The following is a 24,055-nucleotide window of genomic DNA, read 5'->3' as shown; positions in this document are numbered from 1 at the left end:
ACCTTGGCAAGAGGTGCGCCCCAAAGGGGCGCGGGGAACTGCGCGACCAGCCACGACAAGCCCGCAGCCGAACAACGACGCCACCCGGATCCGTCACCCACGGAGCCGACTCATCCCCGGGTCGAACAACGGCTCCTCGGCCACCACCGCGTCCACGCGCTCGTCGAAGTACCCGATCTGAACGCCGGTCCCCGGCACCGCCAGCTCCACCGGCAGCCACGCGTACGCGATCCCCTTGCCGACCGTGTAGCCGTACGCCGCGCTGGTCACGTAGCCCACCGCACGGTCGCCGTCATAGACCGGCTCCTTGCCCATCACGACGGCGCTCGGGTCGTCGATCGTGAGGCAGCTCAGCCGGCGCCGTACGTCCGTCTTGCGCCGCTCCAGCGCGGCCTTGCCGACGAAGTCGCCCTTGTCGAGCTTGACGGCGAAGCCGACGCCGGCCTCGTAGGGGTCGTGCTCGTAGGTCATGTCGGTGCCGAAGGAGCGGTAGCCCTTCTCCAGGCGGAGGCTGTTGAAGGCGCCACGGCCGGCGATGATCCCGCCGAGCGGCTCGGCCGCCTGCCAGAGGGTGTCCCAGAGCTTCTGGCCCTGGTCGGCGGTGGTGTACAGCTCCCAGCCGAGTTCGCCGACGTACGACAGCCGCATCGCGGTGACCGGCACCGAGCCGATGTAGGCGCGCTTGGCGCGGAAGTACTTGAGGCCGTCGCCCGAGAAGTCCTCGTCGGTGAGGGGCTGGAGGACCTCGCGGGCAAGGGGGCCCCACAGGCCGATGCAGCAGGTGCCGGGGGTGATGTCCCGGATCTGGACCGTGCCGTCGGCCGGGAGGCGACGGCTGAACCAGTCGAGGTCGAGGTTGCCGTTGGCGCCGACCTGGAAGAGGTCGCGGGCGAGGCGGGCGACGGTGATGTCGCTGCGGATGCCGCCGTCGTGGTCGAGGAGCAGGGTGTACGTCACCGAACCGACGGACTTGGCGACCTTGCCGGTGACCAGCCCCTCCAGGAAGTCGGCGGCGCCCGGGCCGCTGATCTCCAGGCGCTTGAGGGCGGTCATGTCGTACATCGCGACGGTCTCGCGGGTGACCTGGGCCTCGGCGCCGACGATCGGCGACCAGTAGCGGGCGGCCCAGTCGTTGGGGATGGGGATGGAGCGGCCTTCGAGCAGGCCCGCGTTCGCCTCGTACCACTGGGGGCGCTCCCAGCCGTTCGCCTCCAGGAAGAACGCGCCGTGCGCCTGCTGGCGGGCGTGGAAGGGGCTGGTGCGGATCGGGCGCGGCTTCCCGGAGGGCTGGAGGGGGTGGAGGATGTCGTAGACCTCGACGAAGTTCTGGCAGTCGCGGGCCAGGACGTACTCGGGGGCGAGCTGGTGCGGCTCGAAGCGGTTGACGTCGCACTCGTGGAGGCCGAAGGACGAGCAGTGGCCGTCCACCAGCCATTCGGCGACCGCGCGGCCGACGCCCGCGGAGTGGGTGACCCAGACGGCCTCGGCGACCCAGAAGCCCTTGACGTCCGGGGACTCGCCGAGCAGGGGGTAGCCGTCGGTGGTGAAGGAGAAGAGGCCGTTGATGCCCTCCTCGACCTTGGCCTCGCGGGTCGCGGGGAGCAGGGACTGCGTCTCGGTCCAGGCGTCCTCGAAGTCCTCCTCGGTGAACTTCAGGACGGAGGGCATCTGCGCGGCCTCGTCGACGGAGAGGATGTCGTCGGCGGAGATCGGCATGGGTCGGTGGCCGTAGTAGCCGATGCCGATGGCGTCGAAGCGGTCGCGGTAGTAGAGGTCGGCGTCCTGGTGGCGCAGGATCGGGCGGACCGCCTCCTCGGTCTGGCCGGCCAGGGCGGGGACCGGGCCGGTCCAGGCGAGCTGGTGGGCGAGCGGGGTGAGCGGGAGGTTCATCCCGACCATGCGGGCGATCTTCGGGCCCCAGATGCCGGCGCAGCAGACGACGATGTCGGCGGGGAGTTCGCCTTGGTCGGTCACCACGGCGGTGACGGCGCCCTCGCTCTGCCGGACGTCGAGGACCTCGTGGCGGGCGAGGAAGCGGACGCCGCGTTCGGTGGCCCGGCGGATCTGGGCCTCGACGGCGAGGACGGCCTTGGCGAGGCCGTCGGTGGGGACGAGCAGGCCGCCGAGGACCCGGTCGCGGTTGACCAGCGGGTGCTGTGCGACGCACTCGTCGGCGGTCAGCAGGCGTGCCTCTATGCCCCACGCGGTGATCCAGCCGTGCCGGCGGTGGAGTTCGGCGAGGCGCTCCGGGGTGGTGGCCACTTCGAGGCCGCCGACCTGGAGGAAGCAGGGCTTGCCGTCGACGTCGAGGGAACAGAACTTCTCGACGGTGTACCGGGCCAGCTCCGTCATGGTCTTCGACGGGTTCGTCTGGAAGACCAGGCCCGGGGCGTGCGAGGAGGAGCCGCCCGTGGCCGGGAGGGGGCCCTGGTCGACCACGGTCACCTCGGTCCATCCGCGCGCGGAGATCTCGTCCGCGAGGGCCGCTCCCACGACGCCCGCTCCGATGATGACCACTCGGGGTCCCGCCATCGCCCAACCTCCGAACTTGAGACCGGTGCAGTTGCTTTGTGCGCAACGTGATTCAGGCTGCGCAACTCAATGTGCCCGCCGCCGAGGAGGGGTGTCAAGAGGGAGGTGACCCAGTGGAACGGCCCGTGGCACACCCTGCGGAACGGCCCCGTCCGCGGCGGTGTCCGCGGCCGGAAAACGGCAACGCCCGGCGGGCGGCGCGCGCAGCTGCGCACCGCCCGCCGGGCGTCCCGGAACGGTTCCTCCCGCGGCCCTCGTTACTTCAGCCAGGCCTTGACCTTGTCGGGGTTGGCGTCGACCCACTTCTTGGCCGCCGCCTCGTCCGACAGCTTGTCCACCGCGATGTACTTGGCCACGGTGTTCTGGTCGTCGTTGGTCCAGTTGAAGTTCTTCACCAGGTCGTACGCCGGGCTGCCCGACTTGGCGAAGCTCGCGCTGACGACCTTGTCGAGGTCGTAGACGGGGTAGTCGCAGGCGACCTTCGCCGCGTCGGCGTCGCAGCCCGTCGTGTACGCCGGCAGGGAGACCTTCTTCAGCGGCACCTCGGACAGGAACCACTGCGGCTCGTAGAAGTAGCCGATCAGCCACTGCTTGTTCTTCTCGGCCGTTCTGAAGGCCTGGATGAGCGCGGTCTCGCTGCCCGCGTACACCACCTTGAAGTCCAGCTTCAGGTTCTTCACCAGGGCCGCGTCGTTGGTGACGTAGGACGGGTCGCCGTCCAGCAGCTGGCCCTTGCCGCCCGACTCGGAGGTCTTGAAGTTGGCGGCGTACTTGTTGAGGTTCTTCCAGTCGAGGATGTCGGGGTGCGCCTTGGCCAGCCACGGCGGCACGTACCAGCCGATGATGCCCTTGTTGCCCGTCGAGCCGGCCTCGACGGCCGTCTTCTGGCCGGTGATGTACTTCTTCTTCAGGTCGTCGTGGCCCCAGTTCTCCAGGACGGCGTCGACCTCACCGGTCCCGAAGCCCTGCCAGGAGATCTCCTCCTTGAGGTCCTTCTTGTTGACCGTACAGCCGAGGTTGTGCTCCGCGACGTACGCGACGACCGCCGCGTCCGCCTCGTAGCCCACCCAGGGGTTGACGGCCAGGTTGAAGGTGCCGCACTTGCCGCCCGAGGACGTCGAGCCGGCGGAACTGCTGCCGCCGACCTTCGCCCCGCCGCAGGCGGTGAGGGTGAGGCCGAGGACGGCCAGGCCGGCCGCGCCGGCTCGCCAGTGTTGTGCCATGGTGTCGAGCTCCTTATGCCCTGGTGCGTCGTGCCGCAGCCTGAGTGATCCGGTCGAACATGACTCCGAGCAGTACGATGGCCAGCCCTGCCGCCAGCCCCTTGCCGTACAGCTCGCTCTGCGAGAAACCGGCCACGACGTCGTAGCCGAGGGCGCCCGCCCCTACCAGGCCGCCCAGCACAACCATCGACAGCACGTAGATCAGGCCCTGGTTGGTCGCGAGAGTCAGGGCGCCGCGTGCCATCGGCAGTTGGACCTTGGTGATGATCTGCCAGGTGTTGCACCCGGCCGAGGTGGCCGCCTCCACGGTGGGCGCGGACACGTTCCGCACCCCGTCCGCGATGATCTTGATGGAGACGGGTGCCGCGTAGACGACGCCCGCGATGATCGCCGTGAAGCGGGTGGCGCCGAAGAGCGCCAGGAACGGCACGAGGTAGACGAACGGCGGCATGACCTGCGCGGCGTCCAGAGTGGGCCGGATCAGCCGGTCGGCCAGCGTGCTGCGGCCCATCCACACGCCGACGACGACGCCGGCCAGCATCGTCAGGACGGTGGCCACGACGGTCGAGGCGAGCGTGGTCATGCTGTCCGACCAGAGTCCGGTGCCGACGAGGAGCCCGACGCACACAGCCGCGATCGTCCCGGCCCGCCAGCCGCCGAGGACCGCGCCGAGCGCGACCAGGACGGCGCCGACCAGCCACCACGGGGAGTCGGTGAGCAGGGTCTGGAAGGGGTTGAGCAGGCCGTTGGTGACGGCGTCCCGCAGGGCGTTGGTGAGACCGAAGAGATGGTCCTGCAGCCAGGTGGACGCGGTGTCGGCGGCGCTCGCGATGTGGCTGCCGACGGTGCCGTCGCCGGGGAACTCGGCCGCCCAGACGTAGGTGTGGGAGAGGTAGACCAGGACGGCGGCGACGACTCCGCCCGCCCCCAGCAGCGGGCGGCGCCACTTGAGCAACCGCCCGTCCGTGCGGCGGACCTCGGTACGCGCGGCGGCCGCCGTGGTGACCCGGTCGAGCACGATGGCCATGACGACGATGGCGAGGCCGGCGTTGAAGGCGGTGCCGACGTCGAGTGACTGGAGGGCCTGGACGACGGTCTTGCCGAGGCCGGGCGCGTCGATCAGGGCGGCGATGGTGACCATGGCCAGGGCGGCCATGATGGTCTGGTTGACGCCCACGACGACCGTGCGCTTCGACATCGGCAGCAGCACCTTCACCAGTTGCTGCGTGCGGGTGGTGCCGAGCGAGTCGGCCGCCTCGACGGTGGTCTCGGGGACCGAACGGATGGCGTACGCGGTGATGCGGATGGCGGGCGGGGCCGCGTAGATGACCGTGGTGATCACGGCGGAGGCGCCGCCGATCAGGAAGATCAGGGTCAGCGGGGCGAGGTAGACGAACGTCGGCATCGTCTGCATGAAGTCCAGGAAGGGCGTCATGATCCGGTTGACCCGGTCGGAGAGCCCCGCCCACACGCCGAGCGGGATGCCGACGAGCAGGGCCACCAGGACCGCCGACAGGGTCAGCGCCAGGGTGTCCATGCTCTCCTGCCACAGGCCCTGCAGCCCGAAGAAGGTGAAACCGGCGACGGCCAGCAGCGCGACCCGCCAGCTGCCCACGGCCCAGGAGACGTAGCCGGTGAGGCCGACGACGCCGAGCCAGCCGATCTGCGGGACCGGACGGCCGTCGGTGGGCTGGGAGATCAGGGACTGGACCAGGGTGACCAGGTTGTCGATGGCCAGCCGGATCTCGTTGAAGAAGTACAGGAAGACCGGGTTGGAGTTGCGGTTGGCGCCGATGCTGTCGTTGACGTCGTTCAGCCAGCGGTGCAGGCCGGTGAGGTCGGCGGCGGCCAGGGTCAGGGTCTGCCGGCCGCGGAGCGCGGCGAAGAGCACCAGCCAGACGACCAGGATCGCCGCCACCACCATCGGGCGGCCGACCTTCTTGCGTAGCGTCGCGACCGGCGCGGTCGCCTCGGCGACGGCGGCCATCAGGCGCCGCCCTCCTGCCCGGCGACGACCGCGAGGATCTCCTCGTCGCCGACGATGCCGAGCAGCTTGCCGTTCTCGACGACCTTGACCGGCTTCTCGGCCGCGAGCACCGCCCGGGTGGCCTCGCGTACGACGACGTCCGGGCCCAGCTCCGGTCCGTCCAGGGCGTCGTCGGGCTCGGCGGGCCGCATGATCCAGCGCAGGGTGAGGACGTCGCCGCGCGGCACGTCCTTGACGAAGTCCCGCACGTAGTCGTCGGCCGGGGCGCCCACCAGTTCGTCGCCGGTGCCGCACTGGACCATCTTGCCGTCCCGCATGATCAGGATGCGGTCGCCGAGCTTGAGGGCCTCGGAGAGGTCGTGGGTGATGAACACCATGGTCTTGCCGACCTCGTGGTGCAGGCGGATGACCTCGCTCTGCATGTCGCGGCGGATCAGCGGGTCGAGCGCGGAGAACGGCTCGTCGAAGAAGAGGACGTCGGGGTCGCCGGCCAGGGCGCGGGCGAGGCCGACGCGCTGCTGCATGCCGCCGGAGAGCTGGTCGGGGTAGGAGTTCTCGTAGCCGGCCAGGCCCACCAGCTCGACGGTCTCCATCGCGCGTTTCATGCGCTCGGCCTTGCCCATGCCCCGGATCTCCAGGCCGAACGCCACGTTGTCGACGACCTTGCGGTGCGGCAGCAGGCCGAAGTGCTGGAAGACCATGGAGAACTTGTTGCGCCGCAACTCCCGCAGCCGCCGGGGGTCGGCGTCCCGGATGTCCTCGCCCTCGAAGACGATCTCGCCGGCGGTGGGTTCGATCAGCCGGGTCAGACATCGCACCAGGGTGGACTTGCCGGACCCGGACAGGCCCATGACGACGAAGACCTCGCCGGGCGACACCTCGAAGTTCACGTCCCGGACGGCGGCGGTGCAGCCGGTGCGGTCCATCAGTTCGCGGCGGGTGAGTCCGCACAGCTCCTCGGAGCCGGGCACCTCGTCGGCCTTCGGCCCGAACACCTTCCACAGCCGGCGCACGGAGATGACCGGGGTGCCGTCCCGGGGGTCCTCGGACGTGTCGCGCCGCCGCGCCACGTCGGTCTGGGCTGGGGTCATGGTGGGGACCTCTCTTCGGCGTCAGCCGCGGAACCAGTGCTGCGGCCCGGGTTGGATGTTCTGCCAGATGTGCTTGGGCTCTCGGTACTCGTCCAGGCCGGTCGGTCCCAGCTCGCGGCCCACGCCCGAGTGCCCGAAACCACCCCATTCCGCTTGCGGCACATAGGGGTGGTAGTCGTTGATCCAGACGGTGCCGTGGCGCAGTCTGCGGGCGACCCGCTGGGCCTTGCCCGCGTCCTGCGTCCAGACGGCACCCGCGAGGCCGTACTCCGTGTCGTTGGCGATGCGGACGGCGTCGTCCTCGTCCTGGAAGCGCTCCACGGTGAGCACGGGCCCGAAGGACTCCTCGTGCACCACGCGCATGTCCTGGGTGCACTCGTCGAGGACGGTGGGCGGGTAGTAGAAGCCGTTCGCCAGCGCGGGGTCGTCGGGGCGGCTGCCGCCGCAGCGCAGTACGGCGCCCTCGGCGACACCGGCGGCGACGTACGCCTCGACCTTCTCGCGGTGCTGTGCGGAGATCAGCGCGCCGGTCTCGGCCTCGGGGTCGAAGGGGCCGCCCAGGCGGATCTGCCGGGCGCGGCGCACGACCTCGTCGACGAAGGCGTCGTGGATCGAGTCCTCGACGATCAGCCGGGCGCCGGCCGAGCAGACCTGCCCGGAGTGCAGGAAGACGGCGGTGAGCGCGAAGTCCACGGCGGTGTCGAGGTCCGCGTCGGCGAAGACCACGTTGGGGTTCTTGCCGCCCAGCTCCAGCGCGACCTTCTTCACGGTCGCCGCCGCGGTGGCCATGATCCGCTTGCCGGTCTCCAGGCCGCCGGTGAAGGACACCAGGTCGACGGCGGGGTCCTCGGAGAGCGCGGCACCCGCCTCGGGCCCGGCGCCGAGCACGAGGTTGCCGACACCCGGCGGGAGTCCGGCCTCCTCCAGCGCCTTCAGCAGCAGGATCGCGGTGGAAGGGGTCAGCTCGCTGGGCTTGAGGACGAACGTGTTGCCCGCGACCAGGGCGGGCGCGACCTTCCAGCTGGCCTGCAGCAGCGGGTAGTTCCACGGGGTGATCAGTCCGCACACGCCGACCGGCTCGTACACGACCCGGCTGACGGCGTCCGCGCGTCCGGTGTCGATCACCCGGCCGGCGTCGGTACCCGCGATGCCGCCGTAGAAGCGGAGGCAGGAGACGACGTCCGCGATGTCGTACTCGCTCTCCACCAGCCGCTTGCCGGTGTCCAGGGACTCGGCGCGGGCGAACTCCTTGACGTCGCGCTCGATGATGTCGGCGGTGCGCAGCAGCAGCGCGCCGCGCTCGCGCTCGGGGGTGTGCGGCCAGGGGCCGTCGTCGAACGCGCGCCGGGCCGCGCCGATCGCCGCCTCGGTGTCGGGGCGGGTCGCCTCCGAGACCGTGGCGACGAGGGTGCCGTCCGCAGGACAGCGGATCTCGCGCCGGCGGCCGGCCACCGCGGCGCGCCATTTACCATCCACATACAGATCTGCCACGGCCGCGCCCTTCGAGCCCGAATTCGTTGCGCATTGTGCATTGGATTGCTTTTGGTGGAACACCCTGACCGAATGTACGGACAGCCGTCAAGGGCTCCGCGTATCCCGATTCGGCCGCGAAAGCGGCGCCCTCGGGGGTGGGTCAGCCGCCCAGCCGGTCCAGCAGCGCGCGGCGCCACCGCTCCGTCTCGGCAACCTGGTTGAACGTGAACAGATGGAGGCCCGCCACGCCCGCCGACGGCGCGGTGAACGCCTCCTGGCCGCGGTCGAGGAGCCGCTCCGGGTCGTACCCGCCGGGTGTGGCGAAGCGCAGGAACCAGGAGGCGTGCTTGGTGAGGAAGCGGGTGGACTCCCCCACCCCGATCTTCGTCGCCATGGACAGCAGCCTGGCCCGCTGGACGGGCCCGGCGACGCCTAGGTAGACGGGCAGGGTGACGTCACGGCGCCGGATGCGGGTGAGCCAGTCGCCGAGCACGCGCGCGTCGAAGCAGAGGTTGCTGACGATGTAGGTGGCGTGCGCCCGCTTGTCCCACATCGCCTGGATGGTGAGGTCGTCGTGGATGAGCGGATGACTCTCCGGGTAGCCGGTGATCCCGGTCTCCGCGAAGGGTCTGCCCAGCTCGGTCAGCCGGCGCAGCACCGGCAGCGCTCCCTCGTACGGCCCGGCGGGCGGATCGGCGTCGCCCGCCGGGACGAACAGGTCGTCGACGCCCGCCGCGCTCAGCCGCTCCGTGACGTCCTTCAGGTGGGTGTCGTCGCGGAGCAGTCGTGCGGGTACGTGCGGGACGACGCGGTAGCCGTGCGCCGCGAGCCGCTCGGTGAGGGCGAGGGTCGGTTCCAGGCCCTTGACCGGCGACGCCGTGACGGTGACCACGACGTCCCGGGGCACGTGGGCGAGGACCTTCTCCTCGGTCGCCCTCGCCGGCAGCACCTCGTAGCGGACGCGGGCCAGCAGCGCCCGCAGCGCCTCGGCACCCATGGGCTACCCGGCCTGCTTCTGGGCGTCGCGGTGCCGGTAGTACACGGCCTCCGACGGCGGCAGCGGCTCCTTGCCGAGGATGAGGTCGGCGGCCTTCTCCGCGATCATCATCACCGGGGCGTAGATGTTGCCGTTGGTGACGTACGGCATCACCGAGGCGTCCACCACCCGCAGGCCCTCCACGCCGTGCACCCGCATGCTCGTCGGGTCGACGACGGACATCTCGTCGGTGCCCATCCTGCAGGTGCAGGACGGATGCAGAGCGGTCTCGCCGTCCTTGGCGACCCAGGAGAGGATCTCCTCGTCCGTCGCCACGGACGGGCCGGGTGAGATCTCCCCGTCGTTGTAGGGGGCGAGCGCGGGCTGGTTGAGCAGGTTGCGGGCGACTCTGATCGCCTCGACCCACTCGCGGCGGTCCTGCTCGGTGGAGAGGTAGTTGAACCGCAGGGCCGGGTGTTCGCGGGGGTCCCTGCTCCTGATCTTCACCGAGCCGAGGGCGTCGGAGTACATGGGGCCGACGTGGACCTGGTAGCCGTGGCCGCCCGCGGGCACGGAGCCGTCGTAGCGGACCGCGATCGGCAGGAAGTGGAACATCAGGTTGGGGTAGTCCACGTCGTCGTTGCTGCGGGCGAAGCCGCCGGCCTCGAAGTGGTTCGTGGCGGCCGGGCCCTTGCGGAAGAGCCACTGCAGGCCGATGAAGGGGGCCCGCCACTTCGCCAGGTACGGCTGGACCGAGACGGGCTGCTTGCACGCGTACTGGATGTACACCTCAAGGTGGTCCTGGAGGTTCTCGCCGACGCCCGGCAGGTCGTGCACGACGTCGATGCCGAGGGCGCTCAGCTCCTCCGCGTTGCCGACGCCGGAGAGCTGGAGCAGCTGCGGAGAGTTGATCGCGCCGCCGCAGAGGATGACCTCCTTGGCGCGGACCTCCTGGAGGGCACCCTTGCCGCGCCGGTACTCGACGCCGACGGCCTTCTTGCCCTCGAAGAGGACGCGGGTGACCAGGGCGCGGGTCGTCACGGTGAGGTTGGGGCGCTTGCGGGCGGGCTTGAGGTACGCCTTGGACGCCGACAGGCGCCGGCCGCGGTGGACGTTGCGGTCGAACTTGGCGAAGCCCTCCTGCCGGTAGCCGTTGACGTCGTCGGTGGGCGCGTAGCCCGCCTCCTCGGTGGCCTTGAGGAAGGCGGAGAAGAGCGGGTTGGTGGCCGGGCCGCGCTCCAGGACCAGCGGGCCGTCGTGGCCGCGGAACTCGTCGTCCGGGTCGGCGGCCAGGCAGTTCTCCATCCGGCGGAAGTACGGCAGGCAGTGCGCGTAGTCCCAGGTGGCCATACCGGGGTCGGCGGCCCAGCGCTCGTAGTCGAGCGGGTTGCCGCGCTGGAAGATCATGCCGTTGATGCTGCTGGAGCCGCCGAGGACCTTGCCGCGGGCGTGGTAGATGCGGCGGCCGCCCATCTGGGGCTCGGGCTCGGACTCGTACTTCCAGTCGTAGAAGCGGCTGCCGATGGGGTAGGTCAGCGCCGCCGGCATGTGAATGAACACGTCCCACGGGTAGTCGGGGCGGCCCGCCTCCAGGACGAGCACCCGGTTGCCGGGGTCCGCCGAGAGCCGGTTCGCCAGTGCGCTGCCGGCCGAGCCGCCGCCGACGATGACGAAGTCGTACTGCAAGGGAGCCATGGTGCCTCGTCTCGCTCGCGCCGTCGATTGCGCGGAATGCTAGTACGGGTATCGCTATACGCACCAGGTTGCGAACCACGCAACTTGTAAGATCTTTGTTCACATCGCGTTACTTGGAGGGTGTTGTTTACTGCGCGTATAGTTTCGCTATGAGCAACTTCAGTCCGGATACCGAAACGAACGGCTCATCATCTGGTGGCGTGCAGTCCGTCGACCGCGCCATCAGCGTCCTGGAGATCCTGGCCCAGCGCGGCGAGGCGGGGGTGAGCGAGGTGGCCGCCGAGATCGATGTTCACAAGTCGACCGCGTTCCGGCTGCTCGGCGCCCTGGAGGCGCGCGGTCTCGTGGAGCAGTCGGGCGAGCGGGGCAAGTACTCGCTCGGCTTCGGCATCGTACGCCTCGCCGGGGCCGTGACGGGACGCATCGACGTCACCCAGCAGGGCCGGGCGGTGTGCGAGCGGCTGGCCGAGGAGATCGGCGAGACGGTGAACATCGCGGTGCTGCAAGAGCACTACGCGATCAACCTCTACCAGGTACGGGGCACCGCCGCCGTCACCGCGCACAACTGGGTCGGCCAGCTGACCCCGCTGCACGCCACCTCCAGCGGCAAGATCATGCTGGCCCACGTGCCGGCCCAGGAGCGTGCCGCGCTGATCGCGGAGGGCGGCCTGAAGAAGCTGACCCCGCACACCATCTCCTCGAAGGCGAAGCTGGAGAAGAACCTCGCCGACGCCCGGGAGCGCGGTTACGCCTGGACGCTGGAGGAGCTGGAGATCGGGCTGCACGCCATGGCGGCGCCGATCAGGGACCGGGACGGCGTGGTCATCGCCTCGATCAGCGCCTCCGGGCCCTCCTACCGGTTCACCGAGGAGCGCATGCACGAGCTGGCCCCGGTACTGGTCAAGGGCGCGGAGGAGATCAGCCACCGGATGGGGTTCCTGGGCTGAGCGCCCTCGGGACGACCCCCGTCGAGCGCTCCGCAGGATGCGCTGTCGATCGTCTGCGGCGCCGTCGTGGCTGGTCGCGCAGTTCCCCGCGCCCCTTCGGGGCGCGGCCGAACCGCACCGGCGTCGGCACCGTCACTCCGGCTGACGGGTCCCGAGCCGCTCGTGGACCCAGTCGTGGAAGGCGCCGATGTGGTGCTCGCTGGGCACCAGCACGCCGCCCTTGGCGTACAGCCGGGAGCTCATGCCGGGCTGGGTGCGCTCGCAGGCGTCGAAGTCCTGGCGGTTGACCCGGTCGAAGAGCTCCACGGACCGGCTGACGTCCTTGCCGCTCTCCACCACGTGCGGGAGGTAGAGCCAGTCGCACTCGACGATCGTGCGGTCGACGGCCACCGGGTACATCCGGTGGAATATCACGTGGTCCGGCACCAAATTGATGAACACCTGCGGCTTGACGGTGATCGCGTAGTACCGCCGGTCCTGGTCCGCCGAGACCCCGGGAATGCGGTCCAGCCCCTCGGAGCCGTCGACGGTGAAGCCCTGGACGTCCTCGCCGAACTCTGCGCCGTGCCCTACGTAGTACTGCGCCGCGTAGCCGTCGGCGAACTCGGGCAGCACCTCGGTGAGTTCGGGGTGGATGGTGGCGCAGTGGTAGCACTCCATGAAGTTCTCGATGATGAGCTTCCAGTTCGCCTTCACGTCGTAGACGATCCGCCTGCCGACCGAGAGGTCCTCGACGCCGTAGCGCTCGATCGACTCGACGTCGCCCAGCCGCTCGACCGCCGCCCCGATCACGTCCTCCTCGAAGGACGGCGGGTTCTCCGCGAGACACACCCACACATAGCCGAGCCACTCCCGGACGGCCACGCCGACCAGGCCGTACTCGGTGCGGCCGACGTCGGGCATCTTGGTGAGGTTGGGCGCGGCGACCAGCTTGCCGTCCAGGCCGTAGGTCCAGGCGTGGTAGGGGCACTGGAAGGCCCGGGCGACCTCGCCGGTCTCCTCGGTGCAGAGCTTGGCGCCGCGGTGCCGGCAGACGTTGAAGTAGGCGCGGATCGAGTGGTCCCGGGCCCGGGTGACGAGGATGCTCTCGCGGCCCACGTCGACGGTGCGGAAGGCGCCGGGCTTCGGCAGGTCCGCAGCGCGCGCCACGCAGAACCACATCGTCTCGAAGATGCGCTCCTGCTCCTGGGCGAAGATCCCGGGATCGGTGTAGGCGGAGCCGGGGAGGGTGGCGATCAGGCTGTCCGGCAGGCTGGTCGAGGTCACGGTGCACTCCTCGGAGGACGTCGTGGATCGGTGGGGTGGTGCGGGCGCCGGGTCAGGACGCGGCGGTGCCGAACTGCTTGCGGGCGCGGGTGAACAGCCGCGGCTGGTTCATCCCGAGCACGGCGACCTGCCGGCCCGCCCGCCGGTACACGGCGAGAAAGCTGCGGTCGTCGGTCGAGCCCTCCTCGACCGTCACGCTGTCGGCCCCGGCTGCGTGGCCGACGAACTGGATCTTCACGCCGTACTGGTCGGACCAGAAGTACGGCGGCCGGGGCGTCCCCGGTTCCCGCGCGCCGTGCGCGAGCAGGGTGGCGACGGCGGTGTCCGGCCGTTCCAGCGCGCCGGTCCAGTGCTCGACCCTGCGGTGGCCGCCGGTGTGCGGGTCGTACCAGTTGGCGCAGTCGCCCACGGCCACCACCCCGGCGATGCTGGTGCGCCCGTCGGCGCCGCACTTCACGCCGTTGTCGAGCACGACGCCCGAGCCCTCCAGCCACTCGACGCAGGGGCGCGCCCCCACGCCGACGACGACGGTGTCGGCGGGCACGCTGCGGCCGTCCTCCAGCAGCACGGCCTCCACCTGGCGCTCGCCGCTCAGCCCCTTGACGCCCACCCCGCACAACAGCCGTACCCCGTGGTCGGCGTGGAGCGCGGAGACAACGGCGCCCATGGCCTCGCCGAGCGGTCCGGCCAGCGGGGTCGGGGCCGCCTCGATCACGGTGACGTCGAGGCCGAGGGCGTACGCCGTGGAGGCCACCTCGGCGCCGACGAACCCGCCGCCGATCACCACGAGCCGGCCGCCCCTCGCAAGGTCCGCCCGCAGCGCGCGGGCGTCATCGAGGGTGCGCAGGGTGTGGACCCCGGCGAGGCCCTCGGCACCGGGCAGGGTACGGGCGGCGGCGCCGGTCGCGATGACCAGGCCGTCGGCGCGGACCTCCCGGCCGTCGGCCAGCCGGACGGTGCGCGCGGTGCGGTCGAGCCCGGTGGCGCGGGTCCCGAGCAGCCACTCGGCGTGGAGCTCCTCGTCCTCGCGCTCCAGGGCCAGGTCGGCCTCGCCGAGGGTGCCGGCCAGGAACTCCTTGGACAACGGCGGCCTGTCGTACGGGCGATGGGACTCGTCGCCGACGACGACCAGCCGGCCGTCGTACCCGCGTTTCCGCAGCGAGCGCGCGGCCGACAGTCCGGCCAGCGAGGCGCCCACCACGGCGACCGTCCTCACGCGGCGCCCCCGGCCAGGCGGGCGCTGACGCACGGCGGCAGGTTGGGGGGCTCGGCGGACAGCCGGACGTAGACCGTGCCGTCCTCGACCACGACCTCGTGGGTGCGGACCGGACGCTTGGCCGGGGGTGCGTCCACGGCGCCCGTGCGCAGGTCGAACTTGGAGGCGTGCAGGGGGCATTCGACCTCACAGCCCTCCAGCCAGCCGTCGGCTAGCGAGGCGTCCTGGTGGGTGCAGGTGTCGTCGATGGCGAAGAGCTCACCGTCGTCGGTGTGGAACACCGAGACGGGCGGTTCGATGTCGAGCCGGTGGGCCTCGCCTCGCGGCAGATCCGCGAGACGGCACGCGGGAATCATCATGACACCTCGGTGCGTATAGCGAAACAGATTGCGGTTAGCGCAACGCCAGTCTGCGGGCCGCCGCGAAGCGTTGTCAAGGAGTTCACGCGCCGGTTTGCCCGGGCCACGACAGCGGGCCGCCGGGCACGCCGGAGCACCCTCGAAAGCGCGCGTGAGCAGGGCGAACAGGCCCCGCGTGAAGTGCGGCCACGGCCCTGCCCCGGTGCCGTCACCGGGGCAGGGCCGCTTCGTCGGCGGGGCGGTCAGAGACCGCGGCCGCCCGTCACAGGAGCACCACCGAGCGCAGGACGTCACCGTGGTGCATGCGCTCGAAGGCCTTCTCGACCTCGTCCAGGGCGATCGTCTCGGTGACGAAGGCGTCCAGGTCGAGGCGGCCCTGCAGGTAGAGGTCGATGAGCATGGGGAAGTCGCGCGAGGGCAGACAGTCCCCGTACCAGGACGACTTGAGCGCCCCGCCGCGGCCGAAGACGTCAAGGAGCGGCAGCTCCAGCTTCATCTCGGGGGTGGGCACGCCGACCAGGACGACGGTGCCGGCGAGGTCGCGGGCGTAGAAGGCCTGCCGGTAGGTCTCCGGGCGGCCGACCGCCTCGATGACCACGTCGGCGCCGAAGCCGCCGGTCAGTTCGCGCACCGCGTCGACGGCGTCGGTCTCCTTGGAGTTGACGGTGTGGGTGGCGCCGAGCCCGCGCGCGGTGTCCAGCTTGCGGTCGTCGATGTCCACGGCGATGACCCGCGCCGCGCCGGCCAGCTTCGCGCCGAGGACGGCGGCCGCGCCGACGCCTCCGCAGCCGATCACGGCGACGCTGTCGCCGCGGCCGACGTTGCCGGTGTTGAGGGCGGCGCCGATGCCCGCCATCACACCGCAGCCCAGCAGCCCGGCGGCCGCCGCCGACGCACGCCGGTCGACCTTGGTGCACTGCCCGGCCGCCACCAGCGTCTTCTCGGCGAAGGCGCCGATCCCGAGCGCAGGGGAGAGCTCCTGCCCGGTCGATGCGAGGGTCATCTTCTGCTTGGCGTTGTGGGTGTTGAAGCAGTACCACGGCCGCCCGCGCAGGCAGGCCCGGCACTGGCCGCACACCGCACGCCAGTTGAGGATCACGAAGTCGCCGGGCGCCACGTCGGTGACCCCGTCGCCGACCGTCTCGACGACCCCCGCCGCCTCGTGCCCGAGCAGGAACGGGAAGTCCTCGCTGATCCCGCCCTCGCGGTAGTGGAGATCGGTGTGGCAGACCCCGCAGGCCTCGATCCTCACCACCGCCTCGCCCGGCCCGGGGTCGGGGACGACGATGGTCTCCAGGCTGACAGGGGCGCCCTTGCTCCGCGCGACGACGGCACGGACCTGCTGGGACATGGCCACTCCTCGACTGACAGAGGCGGCGAGACGTTGCCCAATGCGGCACGCATCTCGTGTTTCGCAACACAGCATCGCGGAGCCCGCAGCGGCGGTCAAGGATCCGGACGACGGGCCGACGACCCCCCGGGCGGGGCTGCGCGGCCGTCCGCCGTTCGGCCGAGCCGGGGGCGGTCATCGCCTGCGCAGGTATCATCTATTGCGCAATCATCACAAACCACCACATCCCGAGTCCGGCACGGATGTGCCCGAGGTGAGGATGCGCGACATCACCTTCGACGACCGCGGCGAGCTCCCGGAGCCCGGGGGCGAGGCGGAGGTCCTGCTGGACGCGGCGGGCCGGGTCGTGGCCTGGGGCCCGGGCGCCGAGCAGCTGCTCGGCCGTCCGGCGCGGGAGGTGCTGGGCCGGCCCGCGGCCGAGCTGCTCCACGACCCGGCCGAGGGCGGGCAGGTCGTCCGGCGCTGGGCGGAGGGTGACCGCCAGGGACCGCTGGTGCTCCGGCGGCACGACGGGGAACCGGTCGACGTCCAGGTCTGGGCGCGCCCCCTCACCAGCGAGGACGGCGAGCAGCGGTGGCTCGTGCAGGGAGCGGGAGCCGAGTCGTACCGCACGTACGAATTCGGCCGTGCCCTGCTGCAGGGGCTGTTCACCGACATCCCCTTCCACATCGACCTCTTCGACACCCGGATGCGGTTCGTCGCCCAGAACCTCGCGCAGCGGCGCGCCGGGGTGTTCCGGGAGACCCCGTACAGCGGGCACACGATGCGCGAGATGGCCCCGCCCGGTCTGCTGGACCTCGACGCCCTGGAGGAGCGGCAGCGGCGGGTGCTGGAGACCGGCGAGGCCCTGCTCGACACCGAGGTCGTCGGCCATCCCGTACCCGGTTCGCCCAACGACTACGTGTGGTCGGAGTCCATCCTGCCGCTCAGGAACCCGGCCGGGACGGTGATCGCGCTGGCCCATGTGATCTCCGACGTGACCCAGCGGGTCCGCTCGCGTGAGCGGCTGGTCCTGGCCAACGAGGCCGGCACCTGGATCGGGACCACCCTGGATCTCTGGCAGACGGCCCGGGAACTGGCCGAGGTCTCGGTGCCGTGGTTCGCCGACGCCTGCCATGTCGACCTGCTGGACTCCGTCTTCTCCGACCGGGAGCCCGCCGACGAGGCACGGCCGCGCCACCCGGTGCTCCGCCGGGCCGCCCGCGGCGGGGCCGCCGAGGACACGGACACCGAGGGAGCCCCCGGTGGTGCGGGTGGGCGATCTCGACACGGCGGCGACGGCCCCCGGCTCGCCGTTTCTGGACGCCCTGACGAAGGGCGGGGCCGTCCTCCTAGCGGACGAGCAGCTGCGTCCCGGCCCCGGCGCCGCGGGCCCGCGCCTGCCGCCGGGCGCCGGCCCCGGAGTCCACTCCTGGCTGCTCGTCCCCATGCTCGCCCGGGGCGTCGCCCTCGGCACCGCAGTCTTCATGCGCTCCCGCAGCCCGCGCCGGTTCGAACCCGAGGACGTACAGCTCGCGGAGCAGATCGTGACCCGTACCGCGGTGTGCGTCGACAACGCGAGCCGCTACCACCGGGAGCGGACGACGGCCCGTACCCTCCGGCGCAGCCTGCTCCCCCAGCGGCTGCCGTCGCCGTCGGCGGTACGGACGGCGACCCGCTATCTGCCGGCCAGCGAGCACACCGGGCTGGGCGGGGACTGGTTCGACGTGATCCCGCTGTCCGGGGCGAGGGTGGCGCTCGTGGTGGGCGACGTGGTCGGGCACGGCCTGCAGTCGGCGGTGACCATGGGCCGGCTGCGCGGCGCCGTGCGCACCCTCGCCGATCTCGACCTGTCCCCGGTGGAGCTCCTCGCCCACCTGGACGAACAGATGAACCGGTTCCTCGACGAGCGCGGCGACGAGGTGTCCCTGGTGACGGGGGCGACCTGCCTGTACGCGGTGTACGACCCGGTGTCGCGGCTCTGCCAGCTGGCGCGCGCCGGCCATCCGCCGCCGGCGGTCGTCTCGGTGGACGGCGCCGTCGACTTCGTGGACCTGCCCGGCGGCCCGCCCCTGGGCCTCGGCGGTGTGGTGTTCGAGGAGCGCGAGATCGCCCTGGACGACGGGGACCTCCTGGTCCTCTACACCGACGGACTGCTGGAGTCGCGCGCAGGACTTCGACACCGGGCTGCGCCGGATGCGTGCCACCCTCTCCCGGACGCCCGCGTCGGCCGCGCCGAAGGAGGTGTGCGACACGCTGGTCCGTGAGCTGCTGCCGCCGGGCCACCAGGACGACGTGGCCGTCCTGGTGGCCCGGATGAGCGGCCTGGGCCCGGACTCGCATGTCACCTGGGAGATCGAGGCCGAGGAGAGGATGGTCGGCCGGGCGCGGGAGCTGACGGCGTGCCAGCTGGCGCGCTGGGGGCTGGCCGAGGAGTCGTTCACCACCGAGCTGATCGTCAGCGAGCTGGTGACGAACGCGCTGCGGTACGGCGGTGCGCCGATCACGCTGCGCCTGATCCGGGACCGGAGCCTGATCTGCGAGGTGTCGGACGGCAGCAGCACCTCGCCCCATGTGCGGCGCGCCCAGGACACGGACGAGGGCGGCCGCGGCCTCTACCTCATCACCCAGCTCGCGCAGAACTGGGGGACGCGGTACGGGGAGCGGGGCAAGACCATCTGGGCCGAGCAGTCACTCCCCGGCTGACGCGCCGGCCGCCGAGGACGGCCCGTCGTCGTCCGGGCCGGGTACCACGACCAGGAAGGCGTCCGTGCCGAGGTCCATCACCACGGTGGCCCGCCCGCCCTCGGCCCGGCACCTCGCCGCGTACTCCTCGGCCGGCCACGAGCCCCGGGGAGCCCCGGCGGGAAATCGCTCCAGCACCCTCGCGCCCACGGCCACCCCGCACCTCCCGCATCGGTTCCGCCTCTCCGCGCGGCTGCCCCGGATCGACGCGGACATGCCGGAAACGCCGGAACGGCGCCGGCCGCCGGTCCGCCGTCGGGGCACCGGGAAATGGGAGCGTGGGCCTTTTCGCAGCCTGCCGCCGTACCGCCCCGGAGCCGCCCCATGAACGTCTCGGTCGTCCTGTTCACCGCCGACCTGCGCCTGCACGACCATCCGCCGCTGCGGGCCGCCGTGGACAGCTCGGACGAGGTGGTGCCGCTGTTCGTGCGGGACCGCGCGGTGGACCGGGCCGGCTTCGCCGTGCCCAACCGGCTGGCGTTCCTCGCCGACTGCCTGCGCGAGCTGGACGCGGGGCTGCGCGAGCGCGGCGGCCGGTTGGTGGTGCGTTCGGGCGACCTCGTCGAGGAGGTGTGCAAGGCGGCGGCCGAGGCGGACGCCGGCGCCGTGCACCTGGCGGCCGACGTGAGCGGGCTCGCGCAGCACCGGGAGGAGCGGCTGCGCCGGGCCCTGGAGGCGGACGGCCGGCGGCTGCACGTCCACGACGCGGTGACCGCGGCGGTCCCGGCCGGTGCGGTGACTCCGGCCGGCTCGGACCACTACGCGGTGTTCACACCGTACTTCCGGCAGTGGTCGCGGCAGCCGCTGCGGCAGGCGGTGGCCGCGCCGCGCCGGGTCCGGGTGCCGGACGGGGTCGGATCCGAGCCGCTGCCTGGCCGCGACCGGGTGTCCGGGGTGTCGGCGGGCCTGGCCGCCGGCGGCGAGCCGGAGGGCCGCAGGCGGCTCGCCGCCTGGCTGCGCGCGGGCATCGGGTCGTACGAGGACCGCCACGACGACCTCGCCGGGGACGCGACCTCCCGGCTCTCGCCGCACCTCCACTTCGGGACACTCTCCCCCGTCGAGCTGGTCCACCGGTCGCGCGGGGCGGGCGGCGCGGGCGCCGAGGCGTTCGTGCGGCAGCTGGCGTGGCGGGACTTCCACCGCCAGGTGCTGGCCGCACGGCCGGCGGCGGCCACCGCCGACTACCGTACGAAACACGACCGTTGGCGCACCGGGCGCACCGCCGACGAGGACGCCGGGGCGTGGCGTGCCGGGCGCACCGGCTACCCGATCGTCGACGCGGCGATGCGTCAGCTCCGCCACGAGGGCTGGATGCACAACCGGGGCCGCCTGCTGACCGCGAGCTTCCTGGCCAAGACGCTGTACGTCGACTGGCGCGTGGGCGCCCGGCACTTCCTGGAGCTGCTGGTCGACGGGGACGTGGCGAACAACCAGCTCAACTGGCAGTGGGTGGCGGGCACCGGCACCGACTCCCGCCCCAACCGGGTGCTCAATCCGGTGGTCCAGGCGAGGCGTTACGACCCCGACGGCGCGTACGTCCGGCGCTGGGTGCCGGAGCTGGCGGGACTGCCGGGGGCGAGGGTGCACGAGCCGTGGAAGCTGGACGGCCCGGAGCGGGCCGCGTTCGACTACCCGGAGCCGATCGTCGATCTCGCGGACGGCCTCGCCCGGTTCCGGCGGGCCCGGGAGCGCGACTGAGCTACACATAAAGAAGAAATAAGAGCAGAATGTTATCTAGCGGCGTATACCGCACGCTCCAGACGCGGTCAGGCCTGCAAGTCAAAGGAGACGAGTCATGGCCAACGTCTCGCACGGCAGAAGTGACATAACCAGCCACCCCGATGTCTCCGAGATGCGGGAGCGCTACGCCCGCATGCTCGGCGGCCGTGATGTGGCGCTCGTGGACGGACCGGTGTTCCTGCTCGGTCTGTACTGCGCGGCGTCCCCGTGGATCCTCCACTACACGGCGAGCCAGCCCGCACTCGTGGCCCACAACCTGATCATGGGCATAGCGATAGGCCTGCTGGCACTGGGCTTCACCAGGGCACCGGAGCGCATGTACGGCCTGAGCTGGGCCATGTGCGCCATCGGCATCTGGATGATCATCGCCCCCTGGGTGGTCGGCAGCAGCCCGGACAAGGGCGTCATCATCAACAACGTCATCATCGGCGCGCTGGCCCTCTGCCTCGGGCTGGTGTGCGCCGCTTCGGCGGCCAAGCGGACGCCTATGACCTAGGCACACCGGGCACCCCCTTGAAGGGAGGATGCGGGGCCGGTCCGATGACGGCGGACCGGCCCCGCCGCAGGTCCGCTCAGTGGCCGGGGACCAGCCAGGGCTCCTGCGGGAGCGGGCTGCCGGTCTCGATGAGGGACTTCAGGTTGGACAGCACGGCCGGCCAGCCGAAGGAGACGTCGCGCAGCTCGCCCTCGTCGCCCAGGTCCTCGTGGGTGACGGTCAGCTTGACGATGTCGGCGTGCGGCCGGATGTCGAAGGTGACCCGGGAGTGCCGGTCCGGCTCCCCCTCGTGCTCGGGCGCGGCCCAGGTGGCGACCAGGCGGGTCGGGCGTTCGCTCTCGACGACGGTGCCGACCACGTCGGCGATCCCGGAGCCGTCGGTGCGCCGGTGTTCCCAGCGGGATCCGGGCCGCCAGTCGGAGACGTTGGAGTGGCCCCAGTAGACGGCGGTCAGGTCGGCGTCGGTGAGGGCGTCCCAGACCTTCTCGGGGGTGCTGGCGATATAGGTGACGTACACATAGCTGGGCTGGTCGCTCATGGCTTCCTCGGCTCGTCGCTTCAGGTCGCCGAGCGCGCGCAGGCGCGGGCGCTCGAACTTGTCGATCCACCGCTCCTGGATCTCGTGGAGCGGCACCGGGTTGAGGTAGTGCAGCTTCTCCCGCCCCCGCCGCACGGTGCTGATCAGGTTGGCGGCCTCCAGGACGGCCAGGTGCTGGGTCACCGACTGCCGGGTCATCGCGATGCGTTCGCACAGCTCGCCGAGCGTCTGGCCGTTCTGCTCGTGCAGCCGGTCGAGGAGCCGCCTGCGGGTGTCGTCCGCGAGCGCCCTGAAGACCTGGTCCATCCCGCTGTCGCCCTCTGATCGCACACTCAACGTTATGCAGGCAGCCGCCTGCATGTCAATGCCGGACGCCGGCAGTGCACGCTCGGCCCTTCGGGGCGAACGAGATCCACACGTCCGGCGGCAGCTCCGGCCGGCCCGGCACCGGGCGCGGCTCCTCCGTCCAGGCGTCGCCGGCGGCCTCGGCCGCGACCCGCCGCCAGAAGGCGACGGCGCCCGGGTTCTCGTACTGGAACGCGATCTCCCAGCGGCCCGGATGACGGGTGAGGACGTCGCGGACGGCGGCCAGGCCGACACCCGTCCGCCGTGCGCCGCGCACCACGAAGAAGCTGTTGAGCACGCGCACGGGCGAGCCCAGCGCCCGGACGAACGCGAAGCCGACCGGGTGCTCGCCCCGCACGAAGAGGTAGGGCGCCCAGTCGGGCGAGGAGAAGGCGTCCTCGACGCGTTCGTCGCGGAACGAGCCGTCGGGCCTCGGCAGGAGCTCGCGGAACTCGGTCAGGTCGTGGCGGAACATCAGCCACAGACGCTCGACGACGGGTCGGTCCCCGGGGGCGGCAGGACGGACGACGACGTCCGCCTCGGTGTGTTCGGTCATGAAAAAAGCCTCACCCGACGGGAGTTGGCCGCCGGGTGAGGCTTACGTGTGCCGGGGAGACTACACCACGACCGCCTCGTCGGGCGTCAGGTACTCCTCGCTGATCTCCTTCGCCCCGAACGGCCACACCTTCTCCAGCCGGGACCACACCAGGAACGCCACGCAGCCGAGGGCGAGCCAGGCCAGGGACCACTCGATGGGGTGGCGGCCCGGGGAGTTCCGGTCGGCGTAGCCGTAGATCACGCACCAGCCGGCGAAGGCGACGATGCTCGGCAGCGGGTAGAGCCACATGCGGTACGGCCGTTTCAGGGCCGGCTGGCGGCGGCGCAGCACCGTGAGCGCCACGATCTGGGCCAGCGCCTGGACGATCACCATCACGGTGGTGAGCAGCTGGATCAGGGTCGCGAGGTCCGTGTGGCGGCCGATCAGGAAGCCGATCGCGGTGATCACGCCCATGGTCGCGAGACCGAGCATCGGGAAGCGGTGCTCGGGGTGCAGCTTCTCGTAGGGGCGGAAGAAGACGCGGTCGCGGGCGGCGTCGTAGGGCACCCGGGAGCCGCCGAGCAGGCCGGTGAAGACCGAGGCGAAGGCCGTGATCAGGATCAGCACGGTCACCGTGTCGGCGGCGCCCCTGCCCCAGGTCTTCTCAAGGACCGCCGAGGCCACGGAGGTCGACGCGATGTCGTCCGGGTTCGTCATGCGGTGCCAGTCGATGACGCCGAGCGTGCCGATCTGGAGCAGCAGGTAGATCGCCATGATGCCGAGGATCGAGAGGAGGATGGAGCGCGGCAGGACGCGGCCGGGGTCCTTGATCTCGGCGCCCATGTAGGCGGTCGTGTTGTAGCCGAGGTAGTCGTAGATGCCGATGGTCAGGCCCGCGGCGAAGCCGAGCCAGAAGTGGTCGCTCGTCAGGTCGAAGGCGTGGGCCGGGTAGGTGAAGGCCAGGTGCGGGCTGAAGTCGCTCGCCGCGGCGACGATCACCAGCAGCACCGAGGCGATCATCACCGTCCACATGACGGCGGTGATCCTGGCGATGTGCTCGATGCCGCGCCAGAGCAGCAGGATCACCAGGGCGATGACGCCGAGCCCGATCAGGTCGCCGGAGGTCTGGCCGAGGCCCGGGGCGAGGTAGCCCAGGTACTGGACGAAGCCGACCACGCCCGTGGACATGATCAGCGGGATGAAGAGCATCGCCGTCCACACGAAGAGGAACGGCATCAGGCGTCCGGTGCGGTACTGGAAGGCCTGGCGCAGATAGACGTAGCTGCCGCCGGAGCCGGGCATCGCGGCGCCGAGTTCGGCCCAGACGAGACCGTCGCAGAGCGCGAGCACCGCGCCCGCGACGAAGCCGATGACGGCCTGCGGGCCGCCGAACGAGGCGACCATCAGCGGGATGGTCACGAACGGACCGATGCCGCACATCTGGCTCATGTTGATGGCGGTGGCCTGGAACAGACCGACGCGGCGGACGAAACCGCCGGTCGGCGGGGCACTGCCCGAGACGACGGGACTACCGGGACCTGCAGACATGGGGGCTCCT

At 71.4% G+C, this 24,055-nt stretch carries 20 protein-coding genes and 1 pseudogene; 6 read left to right on the top strand and 15 right to left on the bottom strand.

The genetic code is table 11. From position 1 onward, the window contains the following. Positions 1–93: 93 nt before the first annotated feature. The 7 genes from ABZ887_RS41815 to betA form a co-directional block, all read right to left on the bottom strand. Positions 94–2,532, bottom strand: a complete 2,439-nt coding sequence (locus ABZ887_RS41815; protein WP_361302392.1) for an FAD-dependent oxidoreductase — start codon at positions 2,530–2,532, stop codon at positions 94–96. 257 nt (positions 2,533–2,789) lie between these two features. After that, a complete protein-coding gene (locus ABZ887_RS41810) occupies positions 2,790–3,755 on the bottom strand; it encodes an ABC transporter substrate-binding protein (protein WP_361302389.1) in 966 nt (321 codons plus the stop codon). Positions 3,756–3,768: 13 nt separating this feature from the next. Continuing rightward, positions 3,769–5,742 carry an ABC transporter permease subunit gene (locus ABZ887_RS41805; RefSeq protein ID WP_361302386.1) on the bottom strand — a complete coding sequence of 658 codons (1,974 nt, stop codon included), beginning with the start codon at positions 5,740–5,742 and terminating at the stop codon, positions 3,769–3,771. Beyond that, positions 5,742–6,833, bottom strand: a complete 1,092-nt coding sequence (locus ABZ887_RS41800) for a glycine betaine/L-proline ABC transporter ATP-binding protein (RefSeq protein ID WP_361302383.1) — start codon at positions 6,831–6,833, stop codon at positions 5,742–5,744. Before ABZ887_RS41800 ends, ABZ887_RS41805 begins: the two co-directional genes overlap by 1 nt. A 21-nt stretch (positions 6,834–6,854) precedes the next feature. Further along, positions 6,855–8,324, bottom strand: coding sequence for an aldehyde dehydrogenase family protein (locus ABZ887_RS41795; protein WP_361302380.1), 1,470 nt, complete (start codon positions 8,322–8,324; stop codon positions 6,855–6,857). A gap of 142 nt (positions 8,325–8,466) precedes the next feature. After that, on the bottom strand, positions 8,467–9,303 hold the full coding sequence (locus tag ABZ887_RS41790) for a 5,10-methylenetetrahydrofolate reductase (protein ID WP_361302377.1): 837 nt from the start codon (positions 9,301–9,303) through the stop codon (positions 8,467–8,469). A gap of 3 nt (positions 9,304–9,306) precedes the next feature. Continuing rightward, on the bottom strand, positions 9,307–10,977 hold the full coding sequence (gene betA, locus ABZ887_RS41785) for a choline dehydrogenase (RefSeq protein ID WP_361302374.1): 1,671 nt from the start codon (positions 10,975–10,977) through the stop codon (positions 9,307–9,309). A gap of 149 nt (positions 10,978–11,126) precedes the next feature. Between betA and ABZ887_RS41780 the strand changes: the two genes are divergently transcribed. Then, entirely contained in the window at positions 11,127–11,924 is a 798-nt protein-coding gene (locus tag ABZ887_RS41780) for an IclR family transcriptional regulator (RefSeq protein WP_361302371.1), read from the top strand. 132 nt (positions 11,925–12,056) lie between these two features. Here ABZ887_RS41780 and ABZ887_RS41775 read toward each other — a convergent pair whose 3' ends face one another. The 4 genes from ABZ887_RS41775 to ABZ887_RS41760 form a co-directional block, all read right to left on the bottom strand. After that, complete coding sequence (locus tag ABZ887_RS41775; RefSeq protein ID WP_361302367.1) at positions 12,057–13,190, bottom strand: aromatic ring-hydroxylating dioxygenase subunit alpha; 1,134 nt, start codon at positions 13,188–13,190, stop codon at positions 12,057–12,059. A gap of 52 nt (positions 13,191–13,242) precedes the next feature. Beyond that, positions 13,243–14,406 (bottom strand): FAD-dependent oxidoreductase, encoded by a 1,164-nt coding sequence (locus ABZ887_RS41770; RefSeq protein ID WP_361302364.1) that lies wholly within the window; start codon positions 14,404–14,406, stop codon positions 13,243–13,245. Next, on the bottom strand, positions 14,403–14,765 hold the full coding sequence (locus ABZ887_RS41765; protein ID WP_361302361.1) for a bifunctional 3-phenylpropionate/cinnamic acid dioxygenase ferredoxin subunit: 363 nt from the start codon (positions 14,763–14,765) through the stop codon (positions 14,403–14,405). Before ABZ887_RS41765 ends, ABZ887_RS41770 begins: the two co-directional genes overlap by 4 nt. A gap of 262 nt (positions 14,766–15,027) precedes the next feature. Beyond that, complete coding sequence (locus tag ABZ887_RS41760) at positions 15,028–16,116, bottom strand: S-(hydroxymethyl)mycothiol dehydrogenase (protein WP_361302358.1); 1,089 nt, start codon at positions 16,114–16,116, stop codon at positions 15,028–15,030. Between ABZ887_RS41760 and ABZ887_RS41755 the strand changes: the two are divergent. The 3 genes and pseudogenes from ABZ887_RS41755 to ABZ887_RS41745 form a co-directional block, all read left to right on the top strand. Next, positions 16,052–17,050 (top strand): annotated as a pseudogene (locus tag ABZ887_RS41755) (PAS domain-containing protein); the annotation flags it as partial. The gene ABZ887_RS41760 and the pseudogene ABZ887_RS41755 overlap by 65 nt on opposite strands. A gap of 310 nt (positions 17,051–17,360) precedes the next feature. Then, on the top strand, positions 17,361–18,362 hold the full coding sequence (locus tag ABZ887_RS41750) for a GAF domain-containing SpoIIE family protein phosphatase (RefSeq protein ID WP_361302355.1): 1,002 nt from the start codon (positions 17,361–17,363) through the stop codon (positions 18,360–18,362). Then, complete coding sequence (locus ABZ887_RS41745; protein WP_361302352.1) at positions 18,340–18,801, top strand: ATP-binding protein; 462 nt, start codon at positions 18,340–18,342, stop codon at positions 18,799–18,801. Before ABZ887_RS41750 ends, ABZ887_RS41745 begins: the two co-directional genes overlap by 23 nt. Here ABZ887_RS41745 and ABZ887_RS41740 read toward each other — a convergent pair. Next, complete coding sequence (locus tag ABZ887_RS41740; RefSeq protein ID WP_361302349.1) at positions 18,787–18,990, bottom strand: hypothetical protein; 204 nt, start codon at positions 18,988–18,990, stop codon at positions 18,787–18,789. The two genes, ABZ887_RS41745 and ABZ887_RS41740, sit on opposite strands and share 15 nt — an antisense overlap. A 174-nt stretch (positions 18,991–19,164) precedes the next feature. Between ABZ887_RS41740 and ABZ887_RS41735 the strand changes: the two genes are divergently transcribed. Together ABZ887_RS41735 and ABZ887_RS41730 are read left to right on the top strand one after the other, a co-directional pair. Continuing rightward, entirely contained in the window at positions 19,165–20,538 is a 1,374-nt protein-coding gene (locus ABZ887_RS41735) for a deoxyribodipyrimidine photo-lyase (protein WP_361302346.1), read from the top strand. Positions 20,539–20,635: 97 nt separating this feature from the next. Further along, positions 20,636–21,076, top strand: coding sequence for an SPW repeat protein (locus ABZ887_RS41730; protein ID WP_361302343.1), 441 nt, complete (start codon positions 20,636–20,638; stop codon positions 21,074–21,076). A 76-nt stretch (positions 21,077–21,152) separates the two neighbouring features. On the opposite strand, the gene ABZ887_RS41725 is transcribed toward ABZ887_RS41730, so the two are convergent. The 3 genes from ABZ887_RS41725 to ABZ887_RS41715 are packed head-to-tail and all read right to left on the bottom strand — an operon-like array spanning position 21,153 to position 24,045. Further along, positions 21,153–21,920 carry a metalloregulator ArsR/SmtB family transcription factor gene (locus ABZ887_RS41725; protein WP_361302340.1) on the bottom strand — a complete coding sequence of 256 codons (768 nt, stop codon included), beginning with the start codon at positions 21,918–21,920 and terminating at the stop codon, positions 21,153–21,155. Positions 21,921–21,975: 55 nt separating this feature from the next. Next, positions 21,976–22,515, bottom strand: a complete 540-nt coding sequence (locus tag ABZ887_RS41720; RefSeq protein ID WP_361302337.1) for a GNAT family N-acetyltransferase — start codon at positions 22,513–22,515, stop codon at positions 21,976–21,978. Between the two features lie 60 nt (positions 22,516–22,575). Next, positions 22,576–24,045, bottom strand: coding sequence for an APC family permease (locus ABZ887_RS41715; RefSeq protein WP_361302334.1), 1,470 nt, complete (start codon positions 24,043–24,045; stop codon positions 22,576–22,578). Between the last annotated feature and the right edge of the window lie 10 nt (positions 24,046–24,055).

Origin of the sequence: Streptomyces sp. NPDC047061, from assembly GCF_040643955.1 — a bacterium.
GTDB lineage: Bacteria > Actinomycetota > Actinomycetes > Streptomycetales > Streptomycetaceae > Streptomyces.
Note: the sequence above shows the minus strand (reverse complement) of the source record. Positions and strands in the feature narration are given on the sequence as shown.

What these genes read in the sequence shown, in the direction of transcription:
- ABZ887_RS41765 (WP_361302361.1), bottom strand. Translation starts at nt 14,765, where the DNA reads ATGATGATTCCCGCGTGCCGTCTCGCGGATCTGCCGCGAGGCGAGGCC.
- ABZ887_RS41800 (WP_361302383.1), bottom strand. Translation starts at nt 6,833, where the DNA reads ATGACCCCAGCCCAGACCGACGTGGCGCGGCGGCGCGACACGTCCGAG.
- ABZ887_RS41805 (WP_361302386.1), bottom strand. Translation starts at nt 5,742, where the DNA reads ATGGCCGCCGTCGCCGAGGCGACCGCGCCGGTCGCGACGCTACGCAAG.
- ABZ887_RS41760 (WP_361302358.1), bottom strand. Translation starts at nt 16,116, where the DNA reads ATGTCCCAGCAGGTCCGTGCCGTCGTCGCGCGGAGCAAGGGCGCCCCT.
- ABZ887_RS41730 (WP_361302343.1), top strand. Translation starts at nt 20,636, where the DNA reads ATGGCCAACGTCTCGCACGGCAGAAGTGACATAACCAGCCACCCCGAT.
- betA (WP_361302374.1), bottom strand. Translation starts at nt 10,977, where the DNA reads ATGGCTCCCTTGCAGTACGACTTCGTCATCGTCGGCGGCGGCTCGGCC.
- ABZ887_RS41715 (WP_361302334.1), bottom strand. Translation starts at nt 24,045, where the DNA reads ATGTCTGCAGGTCCCGGTAGTCCCGTCGTCTCGGGCAGTGCCCCGCCG.
- ABZ887_RS41810 (WP_361302389.1), bottom strand. Translation starts at nt 3,755, where the DNA reads ATGGCACAACACTGGCGAGCCGGCGCGGCCGGCCTGGCCGTCCTCGGC.
- ABZ887_RS41720 (WP_361302337.1), bottom strand. Translation starts at nt 22,515, where the DNA reads ATGACCGAACACACCGAGGCGGACGTCGTCGTCCGTCCTGCCGCCCCC.
- ABZ887_RS41780 (WP_361302371.1), top strand. Translation starts at nt 11,127, where the DNA reads ATGAGCAACTTCAGTCCGGATACCGAAACGAACGGCTCATCATCTGGT.
- ABZ887_RS41790 (WP_361302377.1), bottom strand. Translation starts at nt 9,303, where the DNA reads ATGGGTGCCGAGGCGCTGCGGGCGCTGCTGGCCCGCGTCCGCTACGAG.
- ABZ887_RS41815 (WP_361302392.1), bottom strand. Translation starts at nt 2,532, where the DNA reads ATGGCGGGACCCCGAGTGGTCATCATCGGAGCGGGCGTCGTGGGAGCG.
- ABZ887_RS41735 (WP_361302346.1), top strand. Translation starts at nt 19,165, where the DNA reads ATGAACGTCTCGGTCGTCCTGTTCACCGCCGACCTGCGCCTGCACGAC.
- ABZ887_RS41725 (WP_361302340.1), bottom strand. Translation starts at nt 21,920, where the DNA reads ATGGACCAGGTCTTCAGGGCGCTCGCGGACGACACCCGCAGGCGGCTC.